The sequence below is a fragment of the Cellulosilyticum ruminicola JCM 14822 genome (assembly GCF_001311925.1).
Lineage (GTDB): Bacteria > Bacillota > Clostridia > Lachnospirales > Cellulosilyticaceae > Cellulosilyticum > Cellulosilyticum ruminicola.
In genome coordinates this window covers 1-14,526 of sequence record NZ_BBCG01000072.1, presented here as the reverse complement: position 1 = coordinate 14,526, position 14,526 = coordinate 1, and the positions used below count along the sequence as shown (strand labels likewise).

Below are 14,526 nucleotides of genomic sequence, written 5' to 3'. Positions count from 1 at the left end.
GTTAACGCTTATGATTAAAAAAATAAATAAAACTATTTTTTAAAAATATATTTAAAAAATTTGGAAAATTATATAAAATAAAAATATGAAGAATATATTTGAGGTGAAAGCATGATGAAACATTTTTTGTATTACGAGAAATTGATAAAGAAAATAGTATTATATTTCATGCACCAACATCTAAGGTTATATGTGTAAGGACATCAGATTTACCAGATGACATCTCTGATGATGAGTTTTATGCTAGGTTATCTAATATTCCTAGGCAAAATACTTATTTAGAACCTAAAGAAAAGATAGGAAAAGGTAAGTTAGGTATTACTTTTATGTCATCACGAACTTGTAATTTACGTTGTACTTATTGTTTTGCAGGTGAAGGAGAGTATGGTCGTGTACAATCAAAACCTAAAATGATGACTTGTGAAAAATATATGCAAGCTATTGAAGAAGGTTTGAAACTTTATCCTGAAGGGATAGAAAGTATTAGCTTTTTTGGTGGAGAACCTTTACTAAACTTACAAGAAATAAAGATGTTTGTAGTAGCATGTGAAACTTATTTTAAAGACAAGGGAATGAAGGTACCTAAGTTTGGAATAAGCACAAATGGGACAATCATGAATGATGAGATTGCAAGTTTTATTAGAGATTATAATATGGTTGTTGCTTTAAGTATTGATGGACCTAAAGGGTTTAATGACCAATATAGAAGAGTTAAAAATGAGCATTTTAGCGTATATGACAGGGTAGCGCAGTGTGCAGAAATACTCAAAAAGTATCATGTAGGATATGCTGTTGAAATGACAATAACCAAAAATTATTTAGATGAATATAAACCAGGTGATTTCAAAAAATGGATAGAGTCAGTCACATGGTTAGAAGGCGTTAATATGGTAATTGTACCTGTGGAGACAGCTTTACCTGAACTTAAAATAGCAACAGAAGATGAGTTAAAGAAATTAGATTTATTTACGCGTGAAGTTGCCCACTATTATGTAGATGAGTTATATACTAATGAACATAAAAGAATTGCAACAACGTTTACTAATACTATTTTACAAATTGCAAATAAAACACAATACACAGGTTGTACAGCAGGAAGACATTGGTTTGTTGATACAGACAAAAAAGTATATCCTTGCCATATGTTCTGTAATGATGAAGTCTTTCAGTTAGGGGATTTAGAAGTAGGAAAGTATGATTTAGTAAAAATAGACAAGATGGCAAATGTTTCACGATTAGATAGTACGGCATGTGCAACATGTATCAGTCAGAAAGTCTGTACATTTTGGTGTAAAGGAATACAACATTTGTCATATGGTGATATGTATCATGTTAGTGAGCCAAGATGCGTTTTCCAAAATGCTATTATGGAAGAGAGCATTAAAATTTGTAATGAAATTGCACATGATCAAGAAAAGAAGAATATACTTATAAAGCATATGAAAGAAGCTTATCAGCAAGTAAAGGAAACAATGAATATAGTGGGGTGATTACATGGATGATGATGTTGTGCAAGTACAAGATGACACTATACAAGATGATGTTGTACAAGATGATGTGGTACAAGTGCAAGATGATGTTGTAATTACAGTCGATCCTGGAATCACTAAGAAAAAATTTTTCTTAATTTGTGAAAGTCAACAAGTCTATCTGAAATTAGATGAAGAGTATTATTTGTTTTTAGATAAATTGTTACCACTTATTAATGGGCAATATACATTAGGACAAATAAAAGAAAAGATGGATTTACAAGATAATGAAACAGTGGATAAGGCCATAGCTTTTTTTAAGAAAAAAGGTTTGATAAAAGATAGTAATGTTGAAGTATACACAAAGGTAGAGATGGAAATGTCTTCTCGACAGGTGTTTGAGTTTGAATTTCAAAGTTTTTTTGAAAAAAATAGAAAAATTATTAAAGGATTATATCTTATACTTATTCTTTCAATGGTAGGGATTGAACTTATAGGGGGGATAAGTGGAAAATTGAATCTCACAATCATTAAAGAAGCATTTAATGGTAAGAATCAGTTTGATTGGAGTGGTGTTCAAATCACACAAATCGTGTTGATGTTTTTGGGATTTGGATTATCCATTGTTATTCATGAATTAGGGCATATTATTACGGCTACTGCAATGGGGGCAGTACCAAAGAGTATATCATTACTTTTGAAAATGGGAATAATGCCTGTCTTTTATGTAAGATATCATAACTATTATGCCATTACGAGTAAAAGGAAACTTTTAATATTAGGAGGAGGTATTTGGTTGAATATTTTCCAAGCCTTGGTATGTTGGTTGCTACTAGGGTATTGGGATAGTTGGTTAATAGCAGCATTTCTAATCTATAATCTTGGTGTTTGTATGAGTTGCTTTACATTATTAGGAACAAGTGACGGATATTATATAGTTTCTACAATATTTGATTTAGAGGGATTTAGATGGAGTATGCTTAAGCGTGTGGCAAATGTGATATATAAGAGAAATGAAATTATTACTTTTATAAAAGACTATAGAAATTACCTTTATATACTTTATTTTATCTTCTCTTATGGTATTACTTTTGTAAATTTATATGGGATAGGCATAATGTGTATCAAATACTTAAGTCTAAAGTTCATTAATACCGCAGTTGTTATAGTAATTGTAATGAGTGTGTTATTAATAAATATGATAAGCATGAGTAGTAAGTTTGTTAAGTCACTTAAGAAATTAATTATAAACTAACGGGGAAAGGTTGATAAAAATGGAAAATTTAAAAGTAAAAATTAAGGAACTAATTATAGAAAGCTTAGAGTTAGAGGACGTTACAGTAGATGAAATCAATGAAGATGCTTCATTATTTTCAGCATATGATGAACAAGGTGATGGATTAGGGTTAGACTCTGTAGATTCTCTTGAAATTGTAGTAGCCATAAAAAGAGAATTTGGCATTAAAATAACAGAGCAAGATATAGGTGCACTACAGAGTGTAAATACTTTAGCTAGTTTTATAGAAGAACATAGTGAACAAGTGAAAGAATAGATAAAATGGGGAGATAAGATGAAAAAATATATATAAATGGTTTAGGCCTTGTATTAGAAAATTATAAAAATTTTCAAACTATGATTATGGATGAAATAGAAGGTAAGTGGTTGTTATCTGAACGGGTTATGGAAATACCTAAGTTGTCTGTTAAGCCTGCATTAAGAAAGATGGATCGCTTTTCAAAACTTGCTGTATGGGCAGCTTTAAAAGGAGTAGAAGATGCAAAAATATCTAATTTAGAAGAAATTGGTGTTGTATTTAATAGCATTTATGGACCACTTAATACTAATATAAATTTCTCAAAGTTTATACAAGAGCAAGATCTTGAAGGGGCAAGCCCAATGATGTTTACTAATACTGTTAACAATGCATGTGCAGGATATGTTTGCATTGCATTAGGATGTAAGGGTGCTAGTACGATGCTCCTAGAAAGCAATTATGTAGGCTATGCAATGAGATTGTTACAAGATGGTAAAGCAAATACAATTTTAGCTGGTGGGGTTGAAGAGTATTCTAGTGATTTATATGAGAGCATTAGAAATAAAGGAGAAAACCCTATTGAAGGTGCAAGCACTATCATTTTAGAAACAGAGAGCAATGCAAATACATATGCTGAGATTTTAGGATATTATGAAGCTTTTTTAGGTGAACATCCTTACTTTTATGAAAATAAAGTAGACTATGCACAAAAAATAGAACGTATCCTTAAAAAGGCATTAGTAAAGATGAAGATTAATGTAGAGTCAATTGCTGGTATTGTACAAGGGGCACCTACATTAGTAGATGCTGAAAATGTAGCACTTAATCATTTAGAAATAGCATCTAGTAAAAGAAAAAATATTAATGCTGAGGCATTAGGAAATAGTTTAGGATTAGCAATTGGTGTAACAGCTACACTTTTGAAAAGTCAAGGCCAGTTAATTTATATGGTTACAAACTTTGATGAGAGTGGAATGTATAGAGTTTATATTTTAAAAGGTGTACAACAGATGGAGGAATTAAATGAAGGGCTGAAGGGTAAAAATGCCGTAGTTACTGGTGGTAACAGAGGTATAGGAAGAAGTATTGTTCAAATGTTATTAAGTAAAGGTGTTAACGTTGCATTTACATATAAAACCATGGAGGCAGATTTAGATTTATACAGAGGCCAAGATTATGGCCAAGTTTATCAATATAAAATGGATCTTTGCAATATAGAGGATATTAGACGGACAGTTAGTCAAATTGAAACTGATTTAGGTGAAATTCATTACTTAGTTAATAATGCAGGGATTAATAAGGACAATTTCTTTATGTTGATGAGTCAAGAGGAATGGAATAGTGTAGTAGATACAAATTTAACAGGAACATTTTTAGTTACACGTGAAATTTTACCTAATATGATGGCAAGAAAACAAGGTGTCATTATTAACGTTTCCTCAATATCTGGATTAATGGGAGTTGTTGGTCAAGCTAACTATTGCGCTACTAAATCAGGAATTATTGGGGTGACAAAAACCCTTGCTCTTGAAGTAGGTAATAAGAATATTAGAGTTAATGCCGTTGCACCGGGATATATAGATACAGAAATGCTAAAATCTATCCCTGCTAAAAAGCTTGAAGCTATTAAGAAAAGTATTCCATTAAAAAGAATTGCTAAGCCAGAAGAAGTAGCATCAGTTGTTACTTTTTTATTGTCAGATGAAGCTGCATATATAACAGGTGCGACAATTCCTGTAGATGGTGGGAGGAATAGCTAATGGATAGGAGCTGCTTTTTGATAACAGGTGCAGCAGGTGGTTTAGGAACAGCAATTTGTAAGAAGTTAAGTGAGACATATGATTTAATCGCTGTAGATATAAAAAAACAGATTATTTAGCGGAACTTGAGGCACAGGGAAAGGTTAATTTTATAAAAGCAGATATAACAGATTCTGAATGTATTGAGCAACTTAAAAAGGAAGTTACCAATAAATATAAATCTATAAACGGAATGATTCTAGCTGCTGGAATTTTAGAAGTAAAGAATTTTAAAAATACAACATTGGAAGACTGGAATAGAACATTAGAAATTAACTTAACAGCTAACTATATGATATGTAAGGCCCTAGTTGATAATATCATAGCATGTGGAGGTGGACATATCATATTTATAGGTTCTGTAATGAGTAAAGTGGCGGGCTATGATTTGTTAACTTATAGTGTATCAAAAGCAGGAGTTGCACATTTAGCAGCAAATTTGGCTTTAGATTTATTAAATGAGGAAATATATGTTAATTGTATATGTCCAGGATTTATGAATACGGAAATGTATCAAAAAGTAAATCAAGCACCAGAAAAAAATATAAATTGGATCCATACTTTGGCAGGGCTCAAAAATAAGTTCGTAAGAATTGAGGATATTGTTAATCTGATTTATTTCTTAATTAATCAGCAGTCAATCAATGGTCAAGCCATAATAGTAGATAATGGTTATTCTATTAGATAGGAGTGAGGTGCTATGTACAGCAAGAATGAGGCAGAGCAGGTTTGGAATGGGTGGAAACAAATGAAGGTCCATATTAACCAATCAATGGCCATATTTTCTAGGGCAGATGGTAGGTATTTCTATGATCAAACAGGTAAGAAATACTTAGATACAACAGCAAACATGCTTTCTAGTAGTCTAGGACACAATATTCCGGAAATAAAAGAATATATAATGAATCAGTATGAACAGATGGATTCTTGTTCATTATTATATGAAACTAGTGATAGCTCAATTTCTTATACAAATAAATTACTCCAATTCCTTGGGGGACATTTTAAACATATCTTTTATGCAAATAGTGGTTCGGAATCATGTGATACAGCTATTAAGATTGCACAACAATACTTTTATAATCAGGGGTTAAGAGTGAAAAAGAATATTATTACCCTAGAAGGAGCTTATCATGGCTCTACAATTGCCGCAACACTTATTTCTTGTGATCAATATGACCAAAGAGCATTGGGATGGTGTTCACAAAATATTTATCAGGTTAAACCTCCTTATAATAGAGAACAGCCTGATGGCATAACAGAAGATGAATGGGTAAACTGGCATCTTAATCAAGTAGAGACACTTATACAAAAGCTGGGGGAAGAGACAATAGCAGCTATTATTGTTGAACCTGTACAACTTTCAAATGCAGTGGCAACTTTACCTAATACATATTTTAGAGGCTTAAGACAATTATGTAATAAGTATCAGATATTATTTATTGCTGATGAAGTGGCTACAGGATTTGGGCATGTAGGGACATTATTCGCGTGTCAAAAGTGGGGCGTTTGGCCGGATATGATTATGATGGCTAAAGCTGTAACGAATGGTGTTATCCCATTTGGTGGGGTTATAGTAACAGAAGAAATTTATCAGTCATTTTATGGTGATTTGGAGAGTCAACGTGAATTGTCACATGGTTATACAACTAGTGGTAATCCGTTAGGCTGTGCCGCAGCAATAGCTACTTTAGAGTACATTAGTGAGCACCATGTGTTAGAAAATGTAAGAGAATTAGAGCATGAGCTTTTTGAGGGCTTGAGGCCACTAGAAAAATATGAATTTGTAGAGCATGTTGATGGCGTAGGTTTTATGTGTGGGATTAAGTTCAAAACAGTTTATCTTGAAGAATATAATCATCGAGAAATAGGAGCATTTTTGGAGGGCATCTTAAAGTTACGTGGTATTTTAGTATATTTTGAAGGTAAAGGCAAAATGTTTATTACACCACCATTAACAAGTACAAGAGAAGAAGTTCAATATTTAATTAAGATAATGCGAAAGACGTTTAACTTGGTAGAAAAATTATTAGATGAGGAGGAAAATCGTGCTATTTAGAGAATGCAGATTACTTACATTGAATGAAATATTTAAAATCAATGATCCTGATATAACGATTGAAAAGACTTTCTTAGCAATAGAGGGTATTAAAGCAGGAATTTATTTAGTACGTTTTAAAGGAATTGAATTTATAGTTCCTGCAGGTTGTGGAGAGATAAATCTTCCAGAGTTATGTAAGCGTTTTGAATTAAATTATAGTAAAGAGGAAGTCTCTGATTTTATTAATCAATTTATATCTAATAAGGATTATCGAGAAAAGTATGTTTATATCATTCCTTGTGCTTCAACTGTACTTAATACAGATTATGTTGAGGATATATCACATTTAATGGTAGGTCAGTCTATGCTAATGGTAGATTATATTGATCAGGTAAATCAAAGAGTATATATGAGAATGAGTAATGATATAGAAAAAGAATACTGGATGAATCTTGAGATTTTGAAAAATATGAGTGATATAGAATGTTGGGGTGAAAATGAACCCATTAAGGTTTATAAAATATCTATTAAAGAGATACAAAACAATAAGCATATAAGCGAACTATTAAAAACAGATAGTATGATATTGTTCAAAAAGGTGGTTAATCAGTACCAAGAAGATAGGACTATTGAGTTTTATGATAGGACTAGTCGAATTGAAGGACCAAGTAGTTACCTATTTATTATTAATCACTTTAACCGATTGTTAAAGCTTCTTGAAAAGGAAGAAGACCAGACAAAACGTAATCAATTAATAAGATATATAAGAATACAAGTGAAATATTTTCGAGACTTTTTAATATCAGGTGCAGATGGATACTATCGTGATGAGTTTGAAGCAATTATAAATGAGTTATTTAAGTTGGTAGATATAGATGATTTTGAAGAAATAAAGCATGAGTGGCGGCGAATTAGTAACAAATGGCGATCTATAGGTCGAAAATTGAGCGTGCTGCTTAAACAAGATAATATTCCAAATGGCGTAGAGCAATTTATTAGTCAGCTAGAAAATATCTCAAAGTTAGAGTTACAAGCTATTAATTATTTAAATGCTGCAATAGGGCATATTAATTAGTATGGAATAAAGAATATATTCTTTTTTCTATAAATATTCATTTGAGAGGAGGAGTAAGATGATGAATTATGAAGAACTTAATTTTGAAGGTCTTGAAGAATTAGAAGAAGTAGTTACACCAGCAGCAGGTACAGCATTATGTTGCTAATGATCAATAGATATCAAGTTTAAAGTAAGAAAGGGGGAAGTAAGATGATGAATTATGAAGAACTTAATTTTGAAGGTCTTGAAGAATTAGAAGAAGTAGTTACACCAGCATCAGGCACAGCATTATGTTGCTAATATGCAATGAGAGTTATACGCTACATGTAGAAAAGGAGATGAAGCTGATGAATTATGAAGAACTTAATTTTGAGGGTCTTGAAGAATTAGAAGAAGTAGTTACACCAGGTTGGGGAACAGTAGGTTGTTGTTAAGTGAGTAATGCTTAGTTATAAGTAGTTACATATTAAAAAACAAGCTCTAGCATATATTTGTCTTTATTTAAGATGAATTTATGCTTAGAGCTTACTTTAGATAAAGTAAAAATAGGATAGAAGGTGTTGGTAGAAAGATGCAGGATCTTAAAAAATTTCTTCCACAGAATGAACGGTTAGTGTATGTAGATGAAATAAATGAATATAGATGTAATGAATATATAAAAGGTAAAAAAATTGTAAATAGAAATGAAGATAATATCTTGAAGTTTGGAAATAAAACTATTTTACCTGGCTCAACAATTTATGAAATATTATCACAATTTGCTGGTCTATTGATAGTAAAAAAGGATGAAAAACATGAAGATGTTAGGGCAAATGTATATGTCTATAAAATTGAAGAATTAAAGTTTTTTAGAATGTGTACACCAGATGAGGTATTAACAATTGAATGTAAGTTTATTGAACGAGTAGGAAAATTATATCGCATTGCATGTTATATGACTGTAGATGGAAAAAAAGTTGCAAGGGGGATATTAACTTATATACTCACTGAAAATTAAGAGGAGGGATTTAATGAGAAGGGTTGTTGTTACAGGAATAGGTATTTGCTGTGATTTAGGAAATGGAAAAGAAGAAGTGTTTACTAGATTAAAAGCAGGTAAAAATGGTATGAGACAATTGGACAATCTTGATATTGAGCCTTTGCGTAGAAAATATTTTGGAAAAAGCCCTATTGCAGAAAAAATGATAGAACAGCCTAGTGATAGCGAAAGAATAGAATATATGTGTATGGATGTGATAGAAGAAGCATTAGCAGATAGTTATTTGACAAAAGAAGATATAGAACAAATAGATGATCGTTTTGCGTTATCTTTAGCTACATCATTAACAGGAATACAACATATTGGTAAATCTTTAGTATATAATAATGAAAAAGGAGACTGGTTATTACATAGCAGACAGTTATTAAATCATATCATGATGAAAGTAGGAGTAAATGGCAGCTGTTATTTAACAAGTTCAGCTTGTGCTGCTGGAACTGCAGGAGCAGGCTTGGGGTTTGATTTAATTAAAAATGATGAAGCAGATATTGCATTAGTAGGTGGGGGAGATCATTTATCTATGTTTTCTATTTTTGGATTTAATACACTTAATACATTAAGTAAGGAAGTGTGTAAGCCATTTGATTTAGAACGAGATGGCATTAATCTAGGTGAAGGTGCCTGCTTCTTTATTTTTGAAGAATTAGAGCATGCTTTAAATAGAAAGGCAGACATTTATGGAGAGATTTTGGGATATGGTTTAGGAAATGATGCGTATAATATGACAAGTCCAGATCCTAAAGGAATAGGAGCTAAAGCTGTGATGAACATGGCATTAAAAGAAGGAAATGTTCCAGAAGATGAAGGATTATATATTAATGCACATGGTACAGGAACTAAAGTCAATGATATTATGGAGATTCAAGCAGTTAGTGAATTAGGCAAAGAAAGGGAGATTTTCCTTTCATCAACTAAATCTATGACAGGACATTGTCTAGGAGCAGCAGGAAGCATAGAATTAGCATTTACGATAGTTTCATTAATGAATCAACAGACATGGCCTACTATCCACTCAAATTTAGATATTGTTGAAGATAATAAAATACTTGATTATAGCAAATGTCCATTTAATTTTAAGTATGCTTTATCTAATTCGTTTGCTTTTGCAGGACATGCTGCAAGTATATTAGTTAAAAAGTATGAGACATTTAGGGGAGAAGTTTGATGAATATTATTTTAAAACGCCTAAAATCATATAATGGCGGTATTAGGAGAACATTACTTGGTACTTTTATAATGAATTTAATTTGTACATCTATTTTATTAATGTTTGCATTTGGCTTAAAGGATATTACAAATGAAACTCTAAGTGAAAATGATTTGGTACAATTAATGGGTATTATAAGTTCAATTATAGCAATTGCTATTTTATGTATTATATTCTTACAGTGGATTATAGGTATAGAAATCAATACATTATTTAATAGTAGAAGACAGTTTAATATTAATATGAGATTGATGGGCCTAAGTGGCAAGGAATTAAGAGGAATCTATTATAAAGAACTATTACAAATGCAGTATGTTGCTGTACCTGTTGGCGTGCTTTTAACAGAGTTAGTTTATTATTTTGTATCAAAAAGAATGGAAATTCCATGGATTGGTATTGATAAACTGATTGTTACAGTGCTGATTCATTTAGCTTGTATTTTTATTTGTATGCATATAGCACTGAGAAAACTAACTAATGTAGAAGTTACTTCCTTTATGAGAGGAGGCGTTAAACGAACAAAAGAGAAAGATAATAAGTTTTCTAATATTTTTGCTGTATTAGGTGTAATTGTACTTATTGTAACGGTATTTTTGAATTGGATTTTAAAAGTTAAGGAGTTAGAATTATTTTATGTAGTTGGTATCTTATTAATTTCTAGTAGAGGGATTTATCTTTTCAATAAAGGCGTTATTAAGTTAGGGGATAGTAAAGGATTTCCACAACCGGCGTTTGCGGCAAGAATAGAGAATGGTAACTATAAAAAAGCTAAGAATACTATTTTAATGTTAAGTATAGGCATTATGTTTTTTATGGGCTTACAGATTTTATATAGTTCTGCTAGGGCAATGACTAGGCAGACAGGAGAAAATGCAATTCATTATACCAGCTATATAAGCTATAGAGAACCTATTAATACTGATAATTATGATTTGGATAATGTATACTTTGGGTTGAATTATACATTTTATATTGAAGAAAGTAGTTATCCTAAATATTTATATGGTATCGATCAGAATTATATGAACTATGAAGATATAAAAATAAATCAATCTTTAGGTTCAACTGAGTTGTTGTCATATATTAATGAACCTGATTGGAATGGAATTATAGTGCCTAGTAGTATGATTAGTAAAGAGAATATAGGAGAAGAAAGAATTATTAATATCAATGGCATAGATATCCCTTTTAAAATTGTAGGTGGATATTATCAAAACTTAGCCCATAAAAATATATGGTTTGCTAACAAGGCATATATACAGAAGCAATTGAATTTAAATGGATATAGTAATTGTGCTTATTTGAAGAATAATGATACAGCTGTCATGCAGGCGTTAGAGAAATTAAGTAAATCAGAAGTGGAATGCAAAGCTGAAATTATCCAAAAAAGTGTGGATAAGGTCGTTCAAAGTACAGAAACAGTGGAGATTACTTCCTTTATTGTTATCTTATGTGCAATTGTTAGTTTAATTAGCCATTTAGTATTAGGGGCAAAGGAAAATATTTATAACATTGCTAAATTTAGGTCAGCAGGAATGAGTAGTAGACAAGTTAAGATAATTTATTTGAGTCAGTTATGGGGAATGATACTCAAGGGATTTATTATAGGGATTATATTAGCTGTTTTATTTGCTAAAATGAGTTTAATGGCGATGTTTAATGGCATGAATGCAGAGATCTTAATAAGTTATCCATTTAAAATAACCATTTGCTTATTTATAGTAATTAATGTTGTAATTACTGCTATCTTTTTATTCAGTACATCAGATGGCTTTAAAAATAATTTTACAATTATTCTTAGAAAAAGTGAAGGTTAGTAAGTAGACAAATCAAAGTTATTGAATGAATAGAAAGAGAGGAAAAGGTATTATGATTAAAATAGCCGATTTAACATTTAATGTCTTGGAAGGAAATAAGAAAAGACAAATATTAAATATACCCAATTATGTATTTGATGAAGGAAAAATTAATGTGATATGTGGACCTTCTGGTTCTGGTAAAACTACTTTACTATACGCATTAGGTGGTATTTTAGAAATTAGTAGTGGGACAGTTACAATTAGTGGAACCTCTGTTTATAGCTTAAAACAACAGGAAAGAGATCATTTTAGAATGAAACATATTAGTATGATTTATCAAAACTTTAATTTGTTTTCTTTTATGACAGTTGAAGAAAATATTTTAGCACCTTATTTTATAAGAGGTTTAAAAGTTGATCAAAAAGTAAAACAAAAGGTTGCTGACTATTTGAAACTAATGAACTTAGGTAAGATTCAAAATAAGTCGATAAGTGCTCTATCTGGTGGGGAACAACAACGTGTAGCGATTATTCGTTCTATGATTCTAAAACCAAGTGTTATTTTATGTGATGAACCAACTGCCAGCCTAGACAGTGAAAATACTATTCGATTTATGCAAAGTTTAATTGCACTTAATAATGAAAAGCCAACAACGGTTATTATTGCGACGCATGATGAAAAAGTCATGAGATTTGCTGAAAATAAAATACAAATGGTGGATGGGAAAATTATGAAATAAGTAAGAGGGGGCTAATGATGGAGAAAAATATACAAGAAGTAATAAGTTTAGAGATTACCCAAATACAGAAGTTGCTACCACATAAATATCCGTTTTTATTTTTAGATCGAGTAGAACAGGTTATACCAGGGCAATCAGCAGTGGGGATTAAAAATATAAGCATAAATGAGCCTTTTTTCTGTGGTCATTTTGAAGAGAATCCTATTATGCCAGGTGCATTGATTATAGAAGCAATGGCACAACTAACAGCTATTGTAAATGGTGTGCAATATTGTCTTGCGTCTACAAATGGAAAAAGTCCGATTAATGAGCAAGCGGCAAATCATGTTGGTTATTTGGCACAAGTTAAACAGATGAAGTTTTATCAACTTGTCATACCAGGAGATCAATTGGTTATGAAAGCAAGCAAGAAAGAAAGCCTGATGAATGTTTCTGAGTTTACCGTAAGCAGTTATGTTCGAGATAAGTTGATTGCAAAAGGAGTTTTAGTTGTAACGGATAAAGAGTAATTGATTATGAAGTAAAGAGGTACAAGATAAATGAAGTATGAGCACTGTGTTAAGTTTTATGAGACAGATCAAATGGGTGTTGTGCATCATTCTAACTATATACGTTGGATGGAGGATGCTAGAATGGCTTTATTAAAACATTATGGCTTTGGGTATAAGATGTTGGAAAGTAAAAAGATTACAGTTCCGGTGATTGATGTGAAATGTCGCTACAAAAGTTCAATTTTTTTTGATGATCTTATTCAAATAGAGGTTCAGGTTATCAAATATGATGGAATAAAAGTAACTTTACAATGTCATATATATGACAAAAAAACAGGAAAATTAAGAAGTGTAGGAGAAAGTACGCATTGTTTCTGCAAGGAAAATAATAAACCTATTTATTTAGCAGATGAAATGCCAGCATTAAATGAATTATTCATTAAACTAGTTTGTAAAGAGTTAGAATAATAAAATGACTAAATATAAGATAAAAAGAACTGGTTTATATAAGGAGGTCTTATTGATGAATAAATTAAAATGGGGAAGTTGTGCAATTGTTTTAGGAGGATTGGCATTATCTTTTCAAATATATGGATTAGAGTTGATGCAAATCATAGGCAAAGTGCCCATAGATTCTTGGAAATACATGAAAGATCGTACCATTCAATTTACCATCTTAATCAATGTATTGATTATTGTCTATGGTATTTGGTTAGTGACTGACGCTAAAAAAAATATATAAGTGTCAAAAATAGTGGTTAATGTGAATACATAATGAAATAACGAGCTCATCAGTTGAAGCAATAGGACAAGTTATAAATAACAATCCTTTAGCTAGCAGCATTGTTGAGCTTTTTTAGGTGCCTAGGATTTAATGATAAAGGAGAATATAATTTACAGTAGAAACAATTTATGGAGAGGTAGCAATTAATGTCTAATAAGATAACTTATGAAGAATTATTAAATAGAACGCTTAATAGAGTCAGTAGCAGTGTAGATACTAGCGAAGGTTCTTTTTTGTTTGATGCAATTGCACCATGCGTAGCTGAATTATATGAAGCGTATCTGTATATTGACGAGCTAGATGTAGATTTGCGGATTATATGCCCTCAAAAAACGCAGTTTTTTGCAAAAGTCAATCACCTATCAAATATAAAAGGGGTAAGCCATTGTGTAAATTATATTTCACATTGGCTTACCCCTAAATTATTCTAAATATTACCATAAAATAAAGAAATGGAGGAGCCATTCCCTCACCAAGGTATCTCCTCCAAATCTAAACATCCTAGAAAGGACTAGGACACTACGGGATTATGATACTACACTTTCAAATAGATTTAAAGGGGTATG

General features: G+C 31.2%; 16 protein-coding genes. All 16 read left to right on the top strand.

What is annotated here, in order from left to right:
* The first annotated feature begins 326 nt into the window (after window positions 1-326).
* The 16 genes from JCM14822_RS16095 to JCM14822_RS16025 all read left to right on the top strand — a co-directional run bounded on the left by JCM14822_RS16095 (window position 327) and on the right by JCM14822_RS16025 (window position 14,391).
* A complete protein-coding gene (locus JCM14822_RS16095; RefSeq protein WP_054743378.1) occupies window positions 327-1,490 on the top strand; it encodes a radical SAM/SPASM domain-containing protein in 1,164 nt (387 codons plus the stop codon).
* Window positions 1,491-1,494: 4 nt separating this feature from the next.
* Window positions 1,495-2,724 carry a site-2 protease family protein gene (locus JCM14822_RS16090; RefSeq protein ID WP_054743376.1) on the top strand — a complete coding sequence of 410 codons (1,230 nt, stop codon included), beginning with the start codon at window positions 1,495-1,497 and terminating at the stop codon, window positions 2,722-2,724.
* 19 nt (window positions 2,725-2,743) lie between these two features.
* Window positions 2,744-3,022: a phosphopantetheine-binding protein gene (locus tag JCM14822_RS16085; protein WP_054743373.1), complete on the top strand. Its 279-nt coding sequence runs from the start codon at window positions 2,744-2,746 to the stop codon at window positions 3,020-3,022.
* 110 nt (window positions 3,023-3,132) lie between these two features.
* Complete coding sequence (gene fabG / locus JCM14822_RS20605; protein ID WP_172674844.1) at window positions 3,133-4,764, top strand: 3-oxoacyl-ACP reductase FabG; 1,632 nt, start codon at window positions 3,133-3,135, stop codon at window positions 4,762-4,764.
* Between the two features lie 151 nt (window positions 4,765-4,915).
* Window positions 4,916-5,491 carry an SDR family NAD(P)-dependent oxidoreductase gene (locus JCM14822_RS16075; protein ID WP_242861540.1) on the top strand — a complete coding sequence of 192 codons (576 nt, stop codon included), beginning with the start codon at window positions 4,916-4,918 and terminating at the stop codon, window positions 5,489-5,491.
* A gap of 12 nt (window positions 5,492-5,503) precedes the next feature.
* Window positions 5,504-6,862, top strand: a complete 1,359-nt coding sequence (locus tag JCM14822_RS16070) for an aminotransferase family protein (protein WP_054743369.1) — start codon at window positions 5,504-5,506, stop codon at window positions 6,860-6,862.
* Window positions 6,852-7,919, top strand: coding sequence for a hypothetical protein (locus tag JCM14822_RS16065; protein ID WP_054743367.1), 1,068 nt, complete (start codon window positions 6,852-6,854; stop codon window positions 7,917-7,919). Before JCM14822_RS16070 ends, JCM14822_RS16065 begins: the two co-directional genes overlap by 11 nt.
* A gap of 272 nt (window positions 7,920-8,191) precedes the next feature.
* Window positions 8,192-8,335: a hypothetical protein gene (locus tag JCM14822_RS20600; RefSeq protein ID WP_157047834.1), complete on the top strand. Its 144-nt coding sequence runs from the start codon at window positions 8,192-8,194 to the stop codon at window positions 8,333-8,335.
* Between the two features lie 137 nt (window positions 8,336-8,472).
* On the top strand, window positions 8,473-8,898 hold the full coding sequence (locus JCM14822_RS16060) for a 3-hydroxyacyl-ACP dehydratase FabZ family protein (RefSeq protein ID WP_054743365.1): 426 nt from the start codon (window positions 8,473-8,475) through the stop codon (window positions 8,896-8,898).
* Window positions 8,899-8,911: 13 nt separating this feature from the next.
* Window positions 8,912-10,105, top strand: coding sequence for a beta-ketoacyl-[acyl-carrier-protein] synthase family protein (locus tag JCM14822_RS16055; RefSeq protein ID WP_054743363.1), 1,194 nt, complete (start codon window positions 8,912-8,914; stop codon window positions 10,103-10,105).
* Complete coding sequence (locus JCM14822_RS16050; protein WP_054743360.1) at window positions 10,105-11,964, top strand: FtsX-like permease family protein; 1,860 nt, start codon at window positions 10,105-10,107, stop codon at window positions 11,962-11,964. The genes JCM14822_RS16055 and JCM14822_RS16050 overlap by 1 nt, the downstream gene beginning before the upstream one ends.
* A 52-nt stretch (window positions 11,965-12,016) precedes the next feature.
* On the top strand, window positions 12,017-12,685 hold the full coding sequence (locus JCM14822_RS16045; protein ID WP_172674843.1) for an ABC transporter ATP-binding protein: 669 nt from the start codon (window positions 12,017-12,019) through the stop codon (window positions 12,683-12,685).
* 17 nt (window positions 12,686-12,702) lie between these two features.
* Window positions 12,703-13,194 carry a 3-hydroxyacyl-ACP dehydratase FabZ gene (gene fabZ, locus JCM14822_RS16040; protein WP_054743357.1) on the top strand — a complete coding sequence of 164 codons (492 nt, stop codon included), beginning with the start codon at window positions 12,703-12,705 and terminating at the stop codon, window positions 13,192-13,194.
* A 30-nt stretch (window positions 13,195-13,224) separates the two neighbouring features.
* A complete protein-coding gene (locus tag JCM14822_RS16035) occupies window positions 13,225-13,644 on the top strand; it encodes an acyl-CoA thioesterase (protein WP_054743354.1) in 420 nt (139 codons plus the stop codon).
* Between the two features lie 55 nt (window positions 13,645-13,699).
* A complete protein-coding gene (locus JCM14822_RS16030; protein ID WP_054743352.1) occupies window positions 13,700-13,918 on the top strand; it encodes a hypothetical protein in 219 nt (72 codons plus the stop codon).
* Window positions 13,919-14,106: 188 nt separating this feature from the next.
* Window positions 14,107-14,391: a hypothetical protein gene (locus JCM14822_RS16025; protein ID WP_054743350.1), complete on the top strand. Its 285-nt coding sequence runs from the start codon at window positions 14,107-14,109 to the stop codon at window positions 14,389-14,391.
* The last annotated feature ends 135 nt before the right edge of the window (window positions 14,392-14,526 follow it).